Source organism: Aeromonas sp. Marseille-Q7275 (assembly GCF_965119515.1).
Window position 1 is genome coordinate 218,460 of record NZ_CBCPLW010000002.1, and the last position, 17,301, is coordinate 235,760.

The following is a 17,301-nucleotide window of genomic DNA, read 5'->3' on the forward strand; positions in this document are numbered from 1 at the left end:
TTGAGTACGTCTGACCAATAAAAGTAAAATCCAATAATAACAACACCTTTGATGATTTCATTATCTATTCAATATTGAGGCAGCCATGGCTGCAGGATTCGCTGTTCCCATACAGGAGTACCGGGATGATCTTCACCTCATATTAAGCACAAGGATTGAAGGGGAATATCAATGAGCAAGCCCATGAATGTATTTCTTTCACTGTTTTTCACTCTTTTCTTATTCAGTTGCGGCGGCGGGGGTGGCGGAGGAGAGGATAATCCGACCAATCCGGCGCCCGTCACCAAATCACTGACCCGGATCGACATATCAGCCGACACCGCTGGCAACAAGGCCCGAGCCGAAGCCAACCCCAGCACCCCGCTCGGGATCAGCACTCAATATCTTGCCATCGCGACCTACAGCGACAACAGCACGGCCGACATCACGGAGCAGGCAAGCTGGAGCAGCGCGGATAGCACCATTGCCACCATAGATGAAAAGGGCCTGGTCAAAACACTCAAGGTCAGCAGCACCGGGATCAGTGCCAGCTATCAGGGGGTTACCAGCAATATCTCCACCCTCACCATCACGGATGCCATTGCCACCAAGGTCTCCATCATTCCCCCCACAACCAGGTTGGCCAAGGGGCTGACCCTGCAACTGCAGGCCATTGCCACCCTCTCCGATGATACAACCAGGGATGTGTCGACCCAGGCCAGCTGGCGGAGCAGCAACCCGACCGTGTTGAGTGTCGATGACAAGGGAAAAGCTACCGCCATCGAAGCCGGTGATGCCACTGTCACGGCCACGGTACAGGGGGTCACAGGCCAGACCACTATCTCGGCAGTCGCTCTGACCGTCAGCCAGATCCAGATCATCCCGGCCACAGTGCAACTGGCCATAGGTACCATGACCAAGCTGACGGCCATCGCGACCTTCGCCGATCAGAGCACTCAGGATGTCTCCTCCCAGGTGGGTTGGTTGAGCAGCAACACCGCCGTCGCCACCGTAGATAGCACGGGTCTGGTGACCGGCGTTGCGGCGGGATCCACTACCCTGTCCGCCAGCCTGCTGGGGGTCACTGCCAGCACCAGCATCCAGGTCAACAACACCAGTGTCAGCGCTCTGCAGGTCATTCCTGCCGTCACGACCATAGCCCTCGGCACCAAGAGCCAGTTGCAGGCCATCGCCACCTTTGGCGACGGTTCTACTCAGGATGTGTCATCACAGGTCCAGTGGAGCAGCAACGACCCCTTCATCGCCAGTGTCGATAGCCTGGGACTGGTCACGGGGAGCGGCATTGGTCAGGCGACCGTCACCGCCACCCTTGGCGCCATCAGCCGCAGTGCGACCCTGACTGTCACCAATGCCATCGCCACTGCGCTGCAAGTCATACCGCCGACAGCCTCCCTGCCCAAGGGGACCAAGCTGCAGTTCCAGGCCATCGCCACCTTCAGCGACAACTCATCGCAGGACGTAACCAGCCAAGTCAATTGGAACAGCTCGGATATCAGCGTCGCGACCATAGATCTGAACGGTGAAGCCACCGCGTTCAGCGAAGGGGGATCGAGTATCTCGGCCAACTTCTTGGGCGTCACCAGCAATACTGTGCTGCTGGTGGTTACCAATGCCACCGTCAACAGCATCCAGGTCGTCCTGAATGGCGGCAGTGGCAACCTGGCCAAGGGCAGCTCGGTTCAGTTCAAGGCCCAGGCCGTGCTGAGCGATGGCAGCACCCTGGATGTCTCTAGCCAGGCCGCCTGGTTCAGCAGCGATCAAACCAAGGTCACCATCAATGCCCAGGGGCTGGCAACCGGGGTTGCCGTGGGTACCAGCACTATCAGTGCCAGCCTGAACGGTGTCACCAGTGCCGGGACTGTGCTGACCGTCACCAATGCCACCGTCAGCCAGATCCAGATCACCCCGCCCAGTCTCACCCTGGCCAAGGGGACCAAGGGCAAGTTAACGGCGATCGCCACCTATAGCGATAACAGTACTCAGGATATTTCGAACCAGGTGGTCTGGAACAGTTCGAACATAGGGGTGGCCACCATCAACCTGTCCGGCGAAGTCAGTGCTGTCAGCAACGGCAGTGCAACCTTGACCGGCAGTGTGGGCGCGGTCACCAGTAACAGCGTCAGTTTGAGCGTGACCAATGCCAGCGTGAATCAGATCGATTTGTCGGCAACGGCATCAACCCTGGCAGCCGGCACCAAGGCTCAATTGACCGCCGTTGCCAGCTACTCCGATGGCAGCAGCCAGAACATTACCCCCCTGGTCTCCTGGAGCAGCAGTGACAGCGACGTCGCCACCGTCAGCACCAGTGGTGAAGTCACGGCAGTGGCCCCGGGGACGGCCGTCATCACCGGCAGCTTCGGCGGGCAAACCAGCACCTTGACCGTCACCGTCACGGCTGCGACTGTGAGTGCCATCCAAATCAGCACTCCCCTTACCTCACTGGCATTGGGGACCAATGGCCAGTTGAAGGCTCTCGCAACCTACTCTGACGATACCCTGGTTGATGTGACCAGCCAGATCAGCTGGAGCAGCAGCGCCCCGACTCTGGTCAGCGTGGATGCCAACGGCCAGATCAAGGCGCTGGCGGTAGGCTCTGCCGTCATCAGTGGCAGTCTGGGAGGAGCTAGCGCCGCCATCAATATCGCAGCGACGGCGGCGACCCTGACCGGGCTCACCATAGACCCCATTCCCAATCTGGCGAGCGGGAATCAGGCGCAACTCAAGGCGACGGCCAGTTTCAGCAACCTGACCAGCCAGGATGTGAGCGCCCTGGTCAGCTGGCAGAGTGACAACACCGGAGTCGTGACCGTCTCCGGCACAGGCTTGGCCCAAGGGGTGACCGCAGGAACAGCCAATATCACCGCCAGCTTCCTGACCGGGACAGACAGCAAGCCAATCACCATCACGGCGGCAACTCTCGGCAACCTGACAGCCAGTTGCACCACACAGGTCCAGCTGGGAGCACTCGGCCTGCCGATCGCCAACATAGTGACCCGCAAGGCCGTCGCCACCTTCTCAGACGCCAGCACGCTGGATGTCAGCAACAGCGTCATCTGGAGCAAAAATGGCATTGTCATCGGGGTAACCCTGAACAACACCGATATATTGCTGTTGACCCAGTCGGTGACTTACCAGGCCACTCTCAATGGCGTGACCAGCAACACCATCACCTGCCCTTGAGACCAGCCATTGAGCCACCAGACAGAGAGGCCGCCAGCATTGGCGGCCTCTTCTTATCTTCTCAACATGCGGCAAGTCATGATGAGCAGAACCACCTTTCGGCTGACTCACCCAGAAAAACAAACCCCTGCCGAGGCAGGGGTTTGTCATGGTGATGGCGAGGTGCGATTAGATCATCACACCGGCGATCACGGCGGAGAGCAGGCTCACCAGGGTGGAGCCGTACACCAGTTTCAGACCGAAGCGGGAGACCATGTTGCCCTTCTCTTCGTTCAGCGCCTTCACCGCACCGGCGATGATGCCGATGGAGCTGAAGTTGGCGAACGACACCATGAAGATGGAGAGGATGCCGACGGTGCGGGGCGAGAGATCGGCGGCAATCTTGCCCAGATCCATCATGGCCACGAACTCGTTGGTCACCAGCTTGGTCGCCATGATGGAGCCGGCTTGCAGCGCCTCACCACCCGGGATGCCGAGGATCCAGGCGATGGGGTAGAAGATGTAGCCCATGACGTGTTGGAAGTTGACGCCAAACGCCATCTCGAACAGGTAGTTGACCAGGGCGATCAGGGCGATGAAGCCCACCAGCATGGCCGCCACTATCACGGCAACGGAGAAACCGGCCATGATGTACTCCCCCAGCATCTCGAAGAAGTTCTCCTTCTTCGGGGTATGGTGCTCGTCCCCCTCGGCCAGCGCCTTGGCGTCGGTCACGGTATTGTCAGGCTCGTACGGGTTGATGAGCGACAGCACGATGAAGGTGCTGAACATGTTGAGCACCAGCGCGGCCACCACGTAACGGGGCTCGATCAGCTGCATGTAGGCACCGACGATGGACATGGAGACGGTGGACATGGCCGTCGCCGCCAGGGTGTACATCTGCTTCTCGTTCAGGTGCGGCAAGGTGTTCTTGAGCGCGATGAAGTTCTCGGACTGGCCGACGATCATGGAGCTGATGGCGTTGAAGGACTCCAGCTTGCCCATGCCGTTGATCTTGGCCAGTACGGTGCCGATGCCACGAATGACGATGGGCAGCAGACGGATGTACTGCAGTATGCCGATCAGCACCGAGATGAAGACGATGGGCATCAGCACCATCAGGAAGAAGGAGAAGGCCCCTTCGTTGACCAGGCCACCGAACACGAAGTCGGTCCCCTGCTTGGCAAACTCCATCAGCTTGGTGAAGCCGGCGGCGAAGCCACCTACCACCGCCAGACCCACTTCGGAGTTGAGCATGAACCAGGCCAGCGCCAGTTCCACCACCAACAGCTGCCCGATATAACGCAGCTTGATCTGTTTCCAGTTGCGGCGGTTTGCCAGCAACGCCAGCGCGAGGACCATCACGAGTCCAAGCACAAAGTGAACGTATTCCATACCAGTAGCACCCAGTGAATTGTTATTTTTGACCGGCGCCATCATAAAGAATCGTATATTTAAAAATCAGATAGCCATCAAAATCTGGTTCAATAATATGTATGCGAGATAATACAAACGTTTTTAAATTAATTAACCATTAACGGTATATTAATCACCCAGTTAAAAGTAAAAATATCCTTATAAAACATATGAATGGGAATATGGAAGTTGCACTGACAACACCGATGGATATTTCAGCATCATTCTCGCAACATTCACTCCTCTGCACGGCACATATTTCAACCAGGAATATTTAATCAGCCGGGACGGGAAACGTTTACCTCCGGTAAATAATTAGCGAGCGACCGCAAACCTTCACCTGGAGCCATCCCGGTCGCGCCTCTCTGTCGCCATGGGGACGGATGAAGCCACCCCGAGGTTGCACGGGCTTAAGCGTTCAAAAATCCGCCACATCCGGCAGCGCTTTCTGATACAATGCGCGCCCTTGCGCACGGCGCATCCCCGTTTTCTCCGAAATAGAGTCCTTTTGTGAACAACAGCGAATTTAGCAGCCTCAATCTCTCCCCCGCCCTGCAAGAGAACCTCACCAGCCTGGGTTACCTGCAGATGACCCCGATCCAGGCCCAGAGCCTGCCCCTGGTACTCGAGGGCAAAGACCTGATCGCCAAGGCAAAAACCGGCAGCGGCAAGACAGCCGCCTTCGCCCTCGGCCTGCTCTCCCGGCTCAACGTCAACCGTGTCGATGTACAGGCCCTGGTGCTCTGTCCGACCCGCGAGCTGGCGGATCAGGTGGCTCAGGAGATCCGTCGTCTGGCCCGCGCCCTGCCGAACGTCAAGCTGGTGACCCTGTGTGGCGGCACCCCGACCGCACCGCAGTCCGCCACCCTGGGCTTCGGTGCCCACATCGCCGTCGGCACCCCGGGTCGCATTCTCAAGCATCTGGAGCAGGGCACCCTGGAGCTCTCCAGCCTGGAGACCCTGGTGCTGGACGAAGCGGATCGCATGCTGGACATGGGCTTTGGCGAAGACATCAACAAGGTGATCCGCCATGCGCCCGAGCGCCGTCAGACCCTGCTGTTCTCCGCCACCTATCCGGAGGGGATAGCCCAGATGAGCCGCGGTGTGCAGCGCAACCCGGTCGAGGTGAGCGTGGAGTCCCTGCACGAGGGCAGCGCCATCGAACAGAAGCTGTATGAAGTGCCGGCCGGTCAGCGCCTCGACGCCCTCACCTGGCTGCTGAGCCACCATCAGCCGAGCTCCTGCGTGGTGTTCTGCAACACCAAGCGCGCCTGCAACGACGTGGCCGATCACCTGGCCGCCAAGGGCTTCTCGGCCCTGGCGCTGAACGGCGATCTGGAGCAGCGGGAGCGGGATCAGGTACTGGTACGCTTCGCCAACGGCAGCGCCACCATACTGGTCGCGACCGACGTGGCGGCCCGGGGTCTCGACATCAAGGAGCTGGGCGCCGTCATCAACTACGAGCTGACCTATGACCCTGAAGTGCATGTGCACCGCATCGGCCGTACCGGTCGTGCCGGCCAGCAGGGCCTGGCCCTGAGCCTGTATCAGCCCAACGAAGCCCAGCGCGTCAACCTGATCGAGGAGTACCAGCAGGCACCCATGCCGCTGGGGGATCTCGATACCCTGGGCCGCGACATCAAGCCGATAGCGCCGCAGATGGTGACCCTCTCCATCGATGCGGGCCGCAAGACCAAGGTGCGGGCCGGTGACATCCTGGGGGCCCTGACCGGCGAAGGTGGCATTGCCGGCAGCGACGTGGGCAAGATCCAGATCTCCGAGCAGTACTCCTACGTGGCGGTCAAGCGTCAGGTGGCGAGCGCCGCCCTCAAGCGGCTGCAGGAAGGCAAGATCAAGGGGCGCAGCTACCGCGCCCGCAAACTGGGCTAAGGTTCTTCACAAGCCGTTGGCCAGACCACAGGCGCCTGACAGGCGCCTGTTTCATATATCTCCATGCCGCCATGCGGCAAGACAGGCACCATGACCCAAGCAATCCAAACCGACGTGAGCTGCCAGAACTGCGAAGCCTGCTGCTGCCGCCTCGAAGTGATGCTCTTTACCGACACAGGCGTGCCGGATCGCTATGTGCTCGATCGGGAAGGGGAGATCCCCGTGATGCGCCGGCTGGAAGATGGCTGGTGCGCCGCCCTCGACCGCAACACCATGATGTGCCGCATCTATGAGGTGCGGCCCCTCATCTGCCGCGAGTTCGAGATGGGCGAACCCGACTGTGTCGACGAGCGGGACAAGTGGTTTATCAAGCTGGAGTGAGGCTGGCAGACAGAACGGCCCCGGGCTACCGGGTCAGCTCACCGGTGTGACGTCGCCGCCGAGCCGCTCCCCCAGCCAGTGGATGGCCGCCGCCTCCTGCTCGAAGTAACACACCGCCTTGAACGGCAGATCGCTGAAGACCTGATCCGCCAGATAGCGCTTGAACCCGCCCACCACCACGACCGCAAGAAAATCGCAGCCATTGGCGGCGCACCAGCCAAACTGACGACGAAAACGCGCCAGCGCCTCGGGACCGGCGGCCTCGAACTCGGTCGCCACCTCGACGATCCCCCAGGGTGCATCGTGCAATCCTGCGATCTGCTGGCTGAACGCAGCCTCATAGGCCATGGCGCCCGCCAGATTGAAGGGGCCGCTCGGGCGGCAAATCAGCACCTGCCCCTGTCGCTGCATCTCGAAATGGCCGTGTGGTTGCAAGTGCACGTCCCCCTCCTCCCCTGATTTTTTCGTCGTGCCGACGCCGCCTGATGTTGCAACAAGGTAAGGATTTATATGCAAAAAGTCCATGGCACCCCGGCCCTCACCGGCAGGCATCGACGCCAGATAGCACAATCAAGGCGCGCAACGAAGTGAAGGCGGAGCCAGCATGTTCTGTTGCAGTTAATAAAACGTTGCTGCTATCATCCGCGCCACTCAAACGTTCCACCAACTGAAACCTTTAGCCTCGGTGCAAGGATCCAAGATGAAGCATCAAGACGCGAGTTATTACCAAAGGATCTGGCGCTGGCATTTCTATGCCGGTCTCTTCGTCGCCCCCTTTCTGATCCTGCTCTCCCTCACCGGCATCCTGTACCTGTACAAGCCCCAGCTCGACAACCTGCTCTACCCCGAGCTGATGAAGGTGGCCCCCGCCACCCAGACCCTGAGTGCCGACCAACTGCTGGCCAAGGTGAAGATCGCCATGCCCGATGCCAGTCTGCGCAAATACCTGCCCCCCGTGGCCACGGATGCGAGCGCCCAGATCATCGTCAATCAGGGCGAGCGCGAACTGACCCTCTTCATGGATCCCGCCAGCGGCGCCCTGCTCGGCACCATGGACAACAAGTGGAACCTGCAGGCGGTGGCCCGCGCCCTGCATGCGGAGCTGCTGCTCGGTACCACAGGGGATCGCCTGATCGAACTGGCCGCCGGCTGGGGCATAGTGCTGCTCGTCAGTGGACTCTACCTGTGGTGGCCGCGCAAGGGGCCGGGCGTAGGGGGCATCCTCTGGCCCAGAATGAACCAGCGCGGACGCCTCTGGTGGCGCGATCTGCACGCCGTGGTCGGCTTCTGGGGAGCGGGTTTCCTGCTGCTGTTGCTGCTGAGCGGCATGACCTGGACCGGCTTCTGGGGCGATCGGTTCGCCAACGTCTGGAACCGTTTCCCGGCCGCCATGTGGAACGAGGTGCCGAAATCCGCTCCTCTCGCCCGCACCCTCAACCATGCCCATGAACAGACTGTGCCCTGGGCCGTCGAGAACACGCCCATACCGAGCTCGCAGCCGACGCCGGAAAGCCATGATCACAGCGCCATGAACCATGGCGGGGAACACGACGGCATGGTCATGGCCAGCCACCGCATCCCCCTGCAACGGGTAGTGGAGATCGCCACTGAGCGCGGGGTTCACCCGGGTTACAGCATCACGCCGCCGGTCGGTGGCACAGGCGTCTATACCATAGCCCTGTTCGCCGATGATCCGCGCAACGACGCCACCCTCCACATCGATCAATACAGCGGCAAGGTGCTGGCCGACGTGCGCTGGCAGGATTACGGCCCGGTCGCCAAGACGGTGGAAACCGGCGTCATGCTGCACACCGGCAAGCTCTACGGCTGGCCCCACCAGCTCGTCCTGCTGATCATCTGCCTGATGGTGCTGGCAAGCTCGGTGAGCGGACTCTGGATCTGGTGGAGCCGCCGCCCCAAGGGCCGGCTCGCCGCCCCGCCCCTGCCCGCCAAGTTGCCCCCCATGGGTGGTGCCATCGCGGTGCTGGTGCTGCTCGGGATCTGCTTCCCCCTGGTGGGCGCCTCCATGCTGGCCATCTGGCTGCTGGACTGCCTCTTCTTCTCCCGCCGGACGGCTGTGGCGCCCGCCAGCTGAGACCACTCGGCGGCGATAGCCGCAAACCATAAACAAGAAGGGCTCCTCATCAGGAGCCCTTCTTGTTTCATCTCGCCCTATTTCATGGCCTCGACCAGCGCGAGGATCTTGCGCGCCTTCTCGAAGTGGTCGAGTCTCTGGGTCTGGATCCACCAGGTCGCCGCCTCCATCAGCAGCTCGGGGTCGTCGTTCCTGTTGGCGAAGAAGGCATAGAAGGAGACGCCCACCCCCTCCCCCTTCTGCGCGATTTTCTGGTGGCAGACCTGGATGATTTTCTGTTTAAGTGATTCACGCATCTGTTATTTTTCCTCAGGCCCGGGTCAGGGCGAACCCCTCTTCCAGCGCCTCAAGAGGCAGGTAGCGACCGATCACCACCAGCCGCGAGCAGGGCACCTCGTCACCCCAGGGGGAGCCGTAATCGAACCCCGCCACCCTGTGCACCCCCTGCACTATCAGGCGGCGCGGCTCCCCGGCGATGGCCAGCACCCCCTTGTAGCGCAACATGTCGTTGCCATGCTGCTCTATGCACTGCTCCATGAAGGCCCCTATCTTCTTCAAGTCCAGCTCGCCCCCCTCGAACAGGTGGGCCGAGATGACATCCTGCCAGGAGCGGGGCCGGGACGAGAGGGGGGCAAACGCCTCGACGCCCTGACCGCCCCCACGCACTATCTTGATGCCTGGGCTCAGGCTCAGCTCGTCGCTCAGGGAGAAGGCATCGAGATCGAGCCAGAGCCCGGCCGGGCACTCCCCCCGCACTATGTCGATGATCTGCGCCTTGGGGTTGATGCCCTGGACTCGCGCTATGGCCGCCTCCCGGGTCGCTCCGTCCACCCTGTCCGTCTTGGTGAGCAGGATGCGGTCGGCAAAGCCGAGCTGGGCCGCCGCCACCGGATGTTCATCCAACTGACAACCTATGTGTTCACAGTCGGCCAGGGTGATGACGGCATCGAGGCGCAGGGCATCCCGCAGCGCCTCTTCCACGAAGAAGGTCTGGATGATGGGGGCCGGATCGGCGAGCCCCGTGGTCTCGACGATCAGCCGCTCGAACTGCAACTCCCCCGCCGCCCGCCGGGCCAGCAGATCGCTCAAGGCGGCCCGAAATTCCCCCCGCACGCTGCAGCAGACGCAGCCGTTGCTGAGCTCCACCACGCTGACCCTGTCACTCCCCTGCAGCAGGGAGCCGTCGATATTGGCGGCGCCGAACTCGTTCTCGAGAATGGCCACGGAGGCATCGGCGTGATGGCGCAGGAAGTGGTTGAGCAAGGTGGTCTTGCCGGCGCCGAGAAAACCGGTCAGCAGGGTAACCGCTACAGCCTGTGTCATGTTGAAGTCCTGTGATATGGGGATCGTATAAACCGAGAAAACCGTTCAATAAAGGGTGACAGCTACAGCCTGTGCCATGTTGAAGTCCTGTGGAAAGAGGGATTATATCCAGCCGGCGCCGAGGACAGGGCGTGCGCGCTGGTGGTGGCCTAATTAGCAGCAACGCCCGCCATTCTTGCCGCCGTAGCGGGCATCCTGGCGTTCGCGAAAGAACTCGTCGTGGCTCATGGGGGTCTGCTCCGGGTGGGTCAGCCGCATGTGCTGCACATAGTTGTCGTAGTCGGGCACGCCGACCATCAGCCTGGCGGTCTGTCCCAGATACTTGCCCGCCTTGGCCAGGGTATCAAACATGCTTGCTCCTTGTTCGCCGTCGAGGAGAGGCCGGCACCCCGGGGGGCCGGCCTGCCGACTTACTTGAGGCTGGGGGCCAGATCGCCGTCGTCATCAGACTCGGGCCGCGGGGCACCTTGCTGCGCCGGCATCGGCTGGTAGGGCGTCTCCCTGGCGGTCGGCTGCGGGTTCTTAAGCGCCTTCATGGCCGTCTTCAGGGAGAAGAAGGCGAGGATCACCACCACCCCCATGAAGAACAGCGTCAGCCCCGCATCCAGCCGGTTGTTGAACACCAGCTGGGCCAGCTGTGACTCTGTGTACTGGGCCGGGATGGTGCCGCTGTCGATCATGGCCTGGAACTTGTTCGCGATGGCCAGGAAGCCGAGCTTGGGATTGTCGCTGAAGGTCTTCTCCCAGCCCGCCGACAGGGTGCAGATGAGCAGCCAGCTGGTGGGCAGCAGGGCCACCCAGGCGTAGGCCTGGCGCTTCATCTTCACCAGCACCACGGCGCACAGCATCAGCGCCATGCCCGCCAGCATCTGGTTGGCGATGCCGAACAGCGGCCACAGGGTGTTGATGCCACCGAGCGGGTCCACCACCCCCTGATGGAGGAAGTAACCCCAGGCCAGCACGCAGAGGGCGGTGGCCAGCAGGTTGGCCGGCAGGGAGTCGGTCCGCTTGAGGGAGGGGGAGATGACCCCCATCAGATCCTGCAGCATGAAGCGCGCCGCCCGGGTGCCGGCATCCACGGCGGTGAGGATGAAGAGCGCCTCGAACAGGATGGCGAAGTGGTACCAGAAGGCGACGTTCATCAGGCCGCCGAGGGCACCGTGCAGTATGTAGGCCATGCCGACCGCCAGGGTCGGGGCACCGCCGGCACGGGAGATGATGCTCTGCTCACCCACCTCGCTGGCGATGCGGGTCAGGGTCTCCGGGGTGATCTGGAAGCCCCAGCTGCTCACCACGGCGGCGGCGGAGACCACCACGTCGGCGGTGCCCGCCGGTGCCAGCACCGCCAGGGGGCTGTTCATGGCGAAGTAGACGCCCGGATCGATGACGCAGGCGGAGACCAGGGCCATGATGGCGACGAAGGACTCCATCAGCATGCCGCCGTAGCCTATGAAGCAGGCCTGGTTCTCGTTGGCCAGCATCTTGGGGGTGGTGCCGGAGGAGATGAGCGCATGGAAGCCGGAGACGGCGCCGCAGGCGATGGTGATGAACAGGAAGGGGAAGAGATCCCCGGCCCAGACCGGGCCTGTCCCATCCACGAACTGGGTCAGCGCCGGCATCTGCAGGGTCGGCTGGGTCACCAGTATGCCGATGGCCAGGCCTATGATGGTGCCTATCTTGAGGAAGGTGGAGAGATAGTCCCGCGGTGCCAGCAGCAGCCAGACCGGCAGCACAGAGGCGACGAAGCCATAGCCCACCAGCATCCAGGTCAGCTGTACCCCGTCGAAGTCGAAATAGGGAGCCCAGGTCTGGCTCTCGGCCACCCAGCCACCGGAGACGATGGCGAAGATGAGGCACACCAGACCTATGATGGAGACCTCGCCGATGCGGCCTGGCCTCAGGTAGCGGGTGTAGATCCCCATGAAGATGGCCAGCGGTATGGTGAAGGCGACCGTGTAGGTGCCCCAGGGACTGTGGGTGAGCGCCTTGACCACTATCATCGCCAGCACCGCCAGGATGATCACCATGATCATGAAGGTGGCGACCAGGGCGATGACCCCGGCAACCGGGCCCATCTCCGACTTGATCAGCTCGCCGAGGGAGCGCCCATCGCGACGGGTGGAGACGAACAGCACCATGAAGTCCTGCACCGCCCCCGCCAGCACCACCCCGGCCAGCAGCCAGAGCATGCCGGGCAGATAGCCCATCTGGGCCGCCAGCACGGGGCCGACCAGGGGGCCGGCGCCGGCGATGGCGGCGAAGTGGTGGCCAAACAGCACCTTCTTGTCGGTCGGCACATAGTCCAGACCGTCGTTGTGGCGCACCGCCGGCGTCATGCGGCTGCTGTCGACCGCCAGCACCCGCTTGGCGATGAAGAGCCCGTAGTAGCGGTAGGCGATAAGATAAACGCACACAGCCGCGACCACTATCCAGAGCGCATTGATCTGCTCGCCCCTGTTGAGGGCGATGTAACCGAGGGAGCTGGCGCCCAGCAGTGCCAGCAGCCCCCATCCGAGATGTTTCCCTAACCTGTCCATAAGCCTGTCCCTGCCATTGGTTTTTTACATATGGAACCCCATACGCTTACATCTCTATAGCAATCGAAGCCGTGCCACAATCGAGGCCCGTCACAAGTCGGCGACCCGTTCCGAGAATTTCTCAATATTGCCGGCCGGATCACGGCCATCGGGCCTGAAGAGCAAGAGGAAGGCGCTGAAATACTTGAAGAAAACGGCAAGGTACAGCAACAGGAAGGGCCCCTTCACGGGGCCCTTCTTCGCCTGGCGTACCAGTTCATGGCTGAACAGCGCTCAGGAGAGCGCCAGCCCGACCGAGAGCAGCAGGCTGAACAGGAAGGCGCTGATGGCGGTCTTCTTGAGGGCGCCGGTCAACACCTCGCCGTCGAAGCTCTCGCGCAGGGTGCGGGCGGCATCGGTGAGGGGCTTGATGGCGGGCAGGAAGATCCAGGGCCAGATACTCATGGGCTGGGTCAGCAGGAAGGCGATGGTGGCCAGCAGCGCCGCCCCCAGCAGCCCCCAGTGGTAGGCGATGGCGCGGTTGCGGCCGAGCCGCACCGCCAGGGTGATCTTGCCGCTGGCGGCGTCGCTCTCTATGTCCCGCACGTTGTTGATGTTGAGCACGGCGGTCGCCAGCAGGCCACAGGCGGTGGCGGGCAGCAGCAGATCCCATTCCAGGGTATGGGTGAACAGGTAGTAGGAGCCGAGCACCCCCAGCAGGCCGAAGAACAGGAATACCGAGATGTCCCCGAAGCCGCGATAGCCGTAAGGGGTCTTGCCCACCGTATAGGTGATGGCCGCGACTATGGCGGCGCCCCCCAGCAGGATGAACGTCAGGATCTGCTGCCACGCCTCCCCGAAGGCGCAGACCAGCAGGGAGAGGCCGCTCACCACGGCCGCCAGCGCGGTCAACCCCATGGCGATGCACATCTGGTGGCGAGTGATGAGGCCGGAGACCACGGCACGCTGGGGCCCGATCCGCTCGCCGTTGTCGGCACCGGAGACCGCATCACCATAGTCGTTGGCCAGGTTGGAGAGGATCTGCAGCAGTATGGCGGTCAGCAGGGAGAGGCCCATGATGGCGCCGTCGAAGGCCCCCCGGCTGGCTGCGAGCCCCGAGCCCAGCAAAATGGAGGAGCACGCCAGGGGCAGTGTTCGCAAACGCGCCGCCAGCAACCAAACAGAGAAGGTATTTGTCATATTGTGATGGCCAAACAATCAGATATTGATCGTGTTAAGGGTTATCGAACCGGATTTAGGTATACTTGGCTCCGTGGGGGCTGGGCTCCCTCGGGCAATTTACATGGAAGAATGGGCAGATAATATATAGGAAATCATCGCCCTTTGGCATCAACCTGCGCCATCCTCCCCAGAGCGATTGCGACTATCTGGCTCAGACAAGACATCCATGTTGGCTCAGACCCATCTCAAGCAACAACTGGACGCCCTGCGTCACAGCAATGTCAGCGGCTTCGTGCGGTTGCGCGTGGCGGCCAACGTCGACCTCTTCCCGGGATGGCTGGCGGCGCAGACCCTGTATCCCCGCATCTATTGGCAGGCCCGCGGCCACAGGAGCCCTGAGTACGTGGCCCTCGGCGCCATCCACGAGCTGACCCGGCCAGCGGATATCCAGCGGGCCTGCGATCTCGCCAACTCAACGAGTGAAGACAGCCCCCGCTACTACGGCGGCCTGGCGTTCGATCCGGCCCAGCCAGGCTGGCAGGGGTTCGGCCCCTGTCGCTTCGTGTTGCCGCGCATCGAGCTGGTGCGCCGGGGGGAGTGTGTCAGCCTCTGCCTCAACCTCTGGCTGACCGACGGCAATCTGGATGCCGAACTGCAGGCGGCCGAGGCCGCCCTCGACGCCCTGCAGCCGGAAGCCCCCCTGCCCGCCCTGCAAAAACGGCCCTGGCAGCGCCAGGATGTCCCGGGTCAGGCCCAGTGGCAAACCCTGGTAGAGCGGGTAACCAGCCCTGCCTTTCAGGCCCACACCCCCAAGGTGGTGCTCTCCCGGGAGAGCGTGCTGACCCGCCAGCATGGGGATGATCCCCTCTGCCCCTGGTCCCTGCTGACCCAGTGGGCAAGTCACGCCCAGGAGTGTTTCCACTTCGGCTTCCAGTTCTCCCCCGAGCAGAGTTTCATCTCCTGCTCCCCCGAGCGCCTCTATCGCCGGGAGAGCGGCCACCTCTTCACCGAGGCGCTGGCGGGGACCATACGCCGCTCCGGTGACGACGCGGCCGACGCGGCCCTGGCCGCCGAGCTGCTGGCCGACAGCAAGAACCGGCTGGAGAACCGGCTGGTGCACGCCGACATCCTGAGCCGGCTGGCCCCGCTCACCACGGACGCCACCCTGACCGAGCCGCGCATCCTGAAACTGCGGCTGCTGCAACACCTCAAGTGCGACATCGAGGCCGAGCTCAAACCCGGCGTGTGCGACTGGCAACTGCTGGCCGCCCTGCACCCGACTCCGGCGGTGGGCGGAGCCCCCCGCGAGGCGGCGCTCGCCTTTATCCGCGAGTTCGAGCCCCATGAGCGCGGCTGGTACGCCGGTGCCTGCGGCATGCTGAGCCGGGAGACCTCGGAGTTCTCGGTCGCCATTCGCAGCGCCCGCATCACGGCCCGGGGCATCAGCCTGTTTGCCGGTGCCGGCATAGTGGCCGGGTCCGAGCCCGCCGCCGAGTGGGCCGAGCTCGACAACAAGATCGCCAACGTGCTCTCCCTGCTGGGATAGCGTTTTTCATCGACCCACTGCGAGAGCCTTATGCCCGCCAGCCAATTGCCTGAGCACCGAGCGTTTGCCAGCCAGCATGCCACCTTCAACCACGTCTGGTCTTCCCTCCTGCTGGAAGAGCTCCATCGCCTCGGGGTGCGGGACATAGCGCTGGCCTCCGGCTCCCGCTCGGCGCCGCTCACCATGGCCGCCGCCGCCCATGCCGGCTTTCGCCGCCATCTCCACTTCGACGAGCGGGGTCTGGGTTTCATGGCACTGGGGCTGGCCAAGGGGAGCGGCCGCCCGGTGGCGGTGATCATGACCTCGGGCACTGCGGTAGCCAACCTCTGGCCCGCGGTGGCCGAGGCCCAGCTCACCGGCGTGCCGCTGATTATTCTCTCGGCCGATCGACCGCCCGAGCTCATCGACAACGGCGCCAACCAGGCCATCGATCAGCAGGGGATCTTCGGCCGCTACCCCGTCTATCAGCAGAACCTGCCGAGCCCCACCCCGACCATACCGGCGTCCTTCGTGCTGAGCTCGGTGGATCAGGCCATGGCCAAGCAGGCACTGACCCCGGGGCCGGTTCACTTCAACTGCATGTACCCCGAGCCCCTCTATCCCGGCGAGGCGTACCTGGACTTTTCCGACTACCTGGCCCCGCTCGGCGACTGGCTCCATTCAAGTGAGCCCTGGAGCCCCTGGCAGCAGGGCGAGCAGCACTGCCCCCGCCAGCCCGACTGGGCCGCCTTGCAGGGCAAGCGCGGCGTCATAGTCGCGGGCCGCATTCAGGATCCGGCCGAGGCGCAGCGGGTGGCCCAGCTGGCCGAGCGCCTCGGCTGGCCGCTGCTGGCGGACTTGCAGAGCCAGATCCGCTTCGACAGCCGCAACCTCATCCACATGGATCTTGCCCTGCAAAACAGCTGCTTCGTGACCGAGCTGGCCCGGGCCGAGGTGCTGCTGCAGTTCGGTGCCCGCCTCATCTCCAAGCGGCTCGGCCAGTTCATCAAGCAGCACCCCTGGCAGGATTACTGGCTGGTGGACCCGCAACCGGCCAGGCTGGATCCGGACTACCGGCTGCGTCGCCGCCTGGTGTGCACGCCCGGCGCCTTCGCCGCGGCCCATCCGGTGGACCATCGCCACCTGCCCTGGCACCGGCTGGCGGAGCGTCAGCAGGGCATCAGCAGTCACATTCGCCGCGCCTGCGATCGCTTCTCCGAGCTCGGGGTCTGCCACCGGCTGACCCAGCTCATCCAGGGCCAGCTGTTCGTCGGCAACAGCATGCCGGCCCGGTTGATGGACATGCTCGGCGAAACCGGCAAGGGCCCCAGCCGGCTGATGACCAACCGCGGCGCCTCCGGCATCGACGGCCTGATCGCCACGGCCTTCGGTTTCTCCCTGTCCAGCGATGAGCCGACCACACTGCTGCTCGGGGATCTCAGCGCCCTGCACGATCTCAACAGCCTGGCCCTGCTCGGCAAATCGAGCCGCCCCCTGGTGGTGATCCTGCTCAACAACGACGGTGGCAGCATCTTCCGCATGCTGCCGGTGCCGACCCGGGATCAGCTGCTGGAGACCTACTACTGCCTGCCCCACGGCCTGCACTTCGAGCACGCCGCCGCCATGTTCGGCCTGCACTACAGGGCGCCGACCACCCTGGCCGAGTTCGAGCAAGATTACGCAACCGCCCTGGAAAAAGGGGTAACCCTGATTGAAATCAAGGTGCCGAGCAACGAGGTGGCCGAGGATCTTAAAGCACTGGGAACCCTTATCCGTGGCATATGACATCAAGGTCCTGCGTGGCCACGAGGCAG

13 protein-coding genes are annotated in these 17,301 nt (G+C 62.9%); 6 read left to right on the forward strand and 7 right to left on the reverse strand.

Features of this window, described 5'->3' with window-relative positions:
• The first annotated feature begins 183 nt into the window (after positions 1-183).
• Positions 184-3,180, forward strand: coding sequence for a beta strand repeat-containing protein (locus ACWPWQ_RS03275; protein WP_454008986.1), 2,997 nt, complete (start codon positions 184-186; stop codon positions 3,178-3,180).
• 168 nt (positions 3,181-3,348) lie between these two features.
• On the opposite strand, the gene ACWPWQ_RS03280 is transcribed toward ACWPWQ_RS03275, so the two are convergent.
• A complete protein-coding gene (locus tag ACWPWQ_RS03280) occupies positions 3,349-4,554 on the reverse strand; it encodes a NupC/NupG family nucleoside CNT transporter (protein WP_025325553.1) in 1,206 nt (401 codons plus the stop codon).
• Positions 4,555-5,085: 531 nt separating this feature from the next.
• On the opposite strand from ACWPWQ_RS03280, the gene dbpA reads away from it, so the two are divergent.
• Both dbpA and ACWPWQ_RS03290 read left to right on the forward strand, forming a co-directional pair.
• A complete protein-coding gene (dbpA, locus tag ACWPWQ_RS03285; RefSeq protein ID WP_139439596.1) occupies positions 5,086-6,465 on the forward strand; it encodes an ATP-dependent RNA helicase DbpA in 1,380 nt (459 codons plus the stop codon).
• Positions 6,466-6,555: 90 nt separating this feature from the next.
• Positions 6,556-6,846 (forward strand): YkgJ family cysteine cluster protein, encoded by a 291-nt coding sequence (locus ACWPWQ_RS03290; protein ID WP_041206500.1) that lies wholly within the window; start codon positions 6,556-6,558, stop codon positions 6,844-6,846.
• A gap of 33 nt (positions 6,847-6,879) precedes the next feature.
• On the opposite strand, the gene ACWPWQ_RS03295 is transcribed toward ACWPWQ_RS03290, so the two are convergent.
• Entirely contained in the window at positions 6,880-7,287 is a 408-nt protein-coding gene (locus tag ACWPWQ_RS03295) for a hypothetical protein (RefSeq protein ID WP_454008987.1), read from the reverse strand.
• A gap of 259 nt (positions 7,288-7,546) precedes the next feature.
• Here ACWPWQ_RS03295 and ACWPWQ_RS03300 point away from each other — a divergent pair, with 259 nt between their 5' ends.
• Positions 7,547-8,941 carry a PepSY-associated TM helix domain-containing protein gene (locus tag ACWPWQ_RS03300; protein ID WP_454008988.1) on the forward strand — a complete coding sequence of 465 codons (1,395 nt, stop codon included), beginning with the start codon at positions 7,547-7,549 and terminating at the stop codon, positions 8,939-8,941.
• Between the two features lie 77 nt (positions 8,942-9,018).
• On the opposite strand, the gene ACWPWQ_RS03305 is transcribed toward ACWPWQ_RS03300, so the two are convergent.
• From ACWPWQ_RS03305 to ACWPWQ_RS03325, 5 genes are all read right to left on the reverse strand, one after another.
• The gene (locus ACWPWQ_RS03305; protein WP_454008989.1) at positions 9,019-9,237 is read right to left on the reverse strand and encodes a DUF6500 family protein; all 219 of its coding nucleotides are present in this window, start codon (positions 9,235-9,237) and stop codon (positions 9,019-9,021) included.
• A gap of 13 nt (positions 9,238-9,250) precedes the next feature.
• On the reverse strand, positions 9,251-10,264 hold the full coding sequence (locus tag ACWPWQ_RS03310; RefSeq protein WP_454008990.1) for a CobW family GTP-binding protein: 1,014 nt from the start codon (positions 10,262-10,264) through the stop codon (positions 9,251-9,253).
• Positions 10,265-10,417: 153 nt separating this feature from the next.
• Positions 10,418-10,615 (reverse strand): YbdD/YjiX family protein, encoded by a 198-nt coding sequence (locus tag ACWPWQ_RS03315; RefSeq protein WP_025325546.1) that lies wholly within the window; start codon positions 10,613-10,615, stop codon positions 10,418-10,420.
• A 59-nt stretch (positions 10,616-10,674) separates the two neighbouring features.
• Positions 10,675-12,801, reverse strand: a complete 2,127-nt coding sequence (gene cstA / locus ACWPWQ_RS03320) for a pyruvate/proton symporter CstA (protein ID WP_265436465.1) — start codon at positions 12,799-12,801, stop codon at positions 10,675-10,677.
• 273 nt (positions 12,802-13,074) lie between these two features.
• The gene (locus ACWPWQ_RS03325) at positions 13,075-13,980 is read right to left on the reverse strand and encodes a 1,4-dihydroxy-2-naphthoate polyprenyltransferase (RefSeq protein WP_429110012.1); all 906 of its coding nucleotides are present in this window, start codon (positions 13,978-13,980) and stop codon (positions 13,075-13,077) included.
• A gap of 208 nt (positions 13,981-14,188) precedes the next feature.
• Here ACWPWQ_RS03325 and ACWPWQ_RS03330 point away from each other — a divergent pair, with 208 nt between their 5' ends.
• Entirely contained in the window at positions 14,189-15,508 is a 1,320-nt protein-coding gene (locus tag ACWPWQ_RS03330) for an isochorismate synthase (RefSeq protein ID WP_454008991.1), read from the forward strand.
• Positions 15,509-15,538: 30 nt separating this feature from the next.
• Entirely contained in the window at positions 15,539-17,272 is a 1,734-nt protein-coding gene (menD, locus tag ACWPWQ_RS03335; RefSeq protein ID WP_454008992.1) for a 2-succinyl-5-enolpyruvyl-6-hydroxy-3-cyclohexene-1-carboxylic-acid synthase, read from the forward strand.
• Positions 17,273-17,301 lie beyond the last annotated feature (29 nt).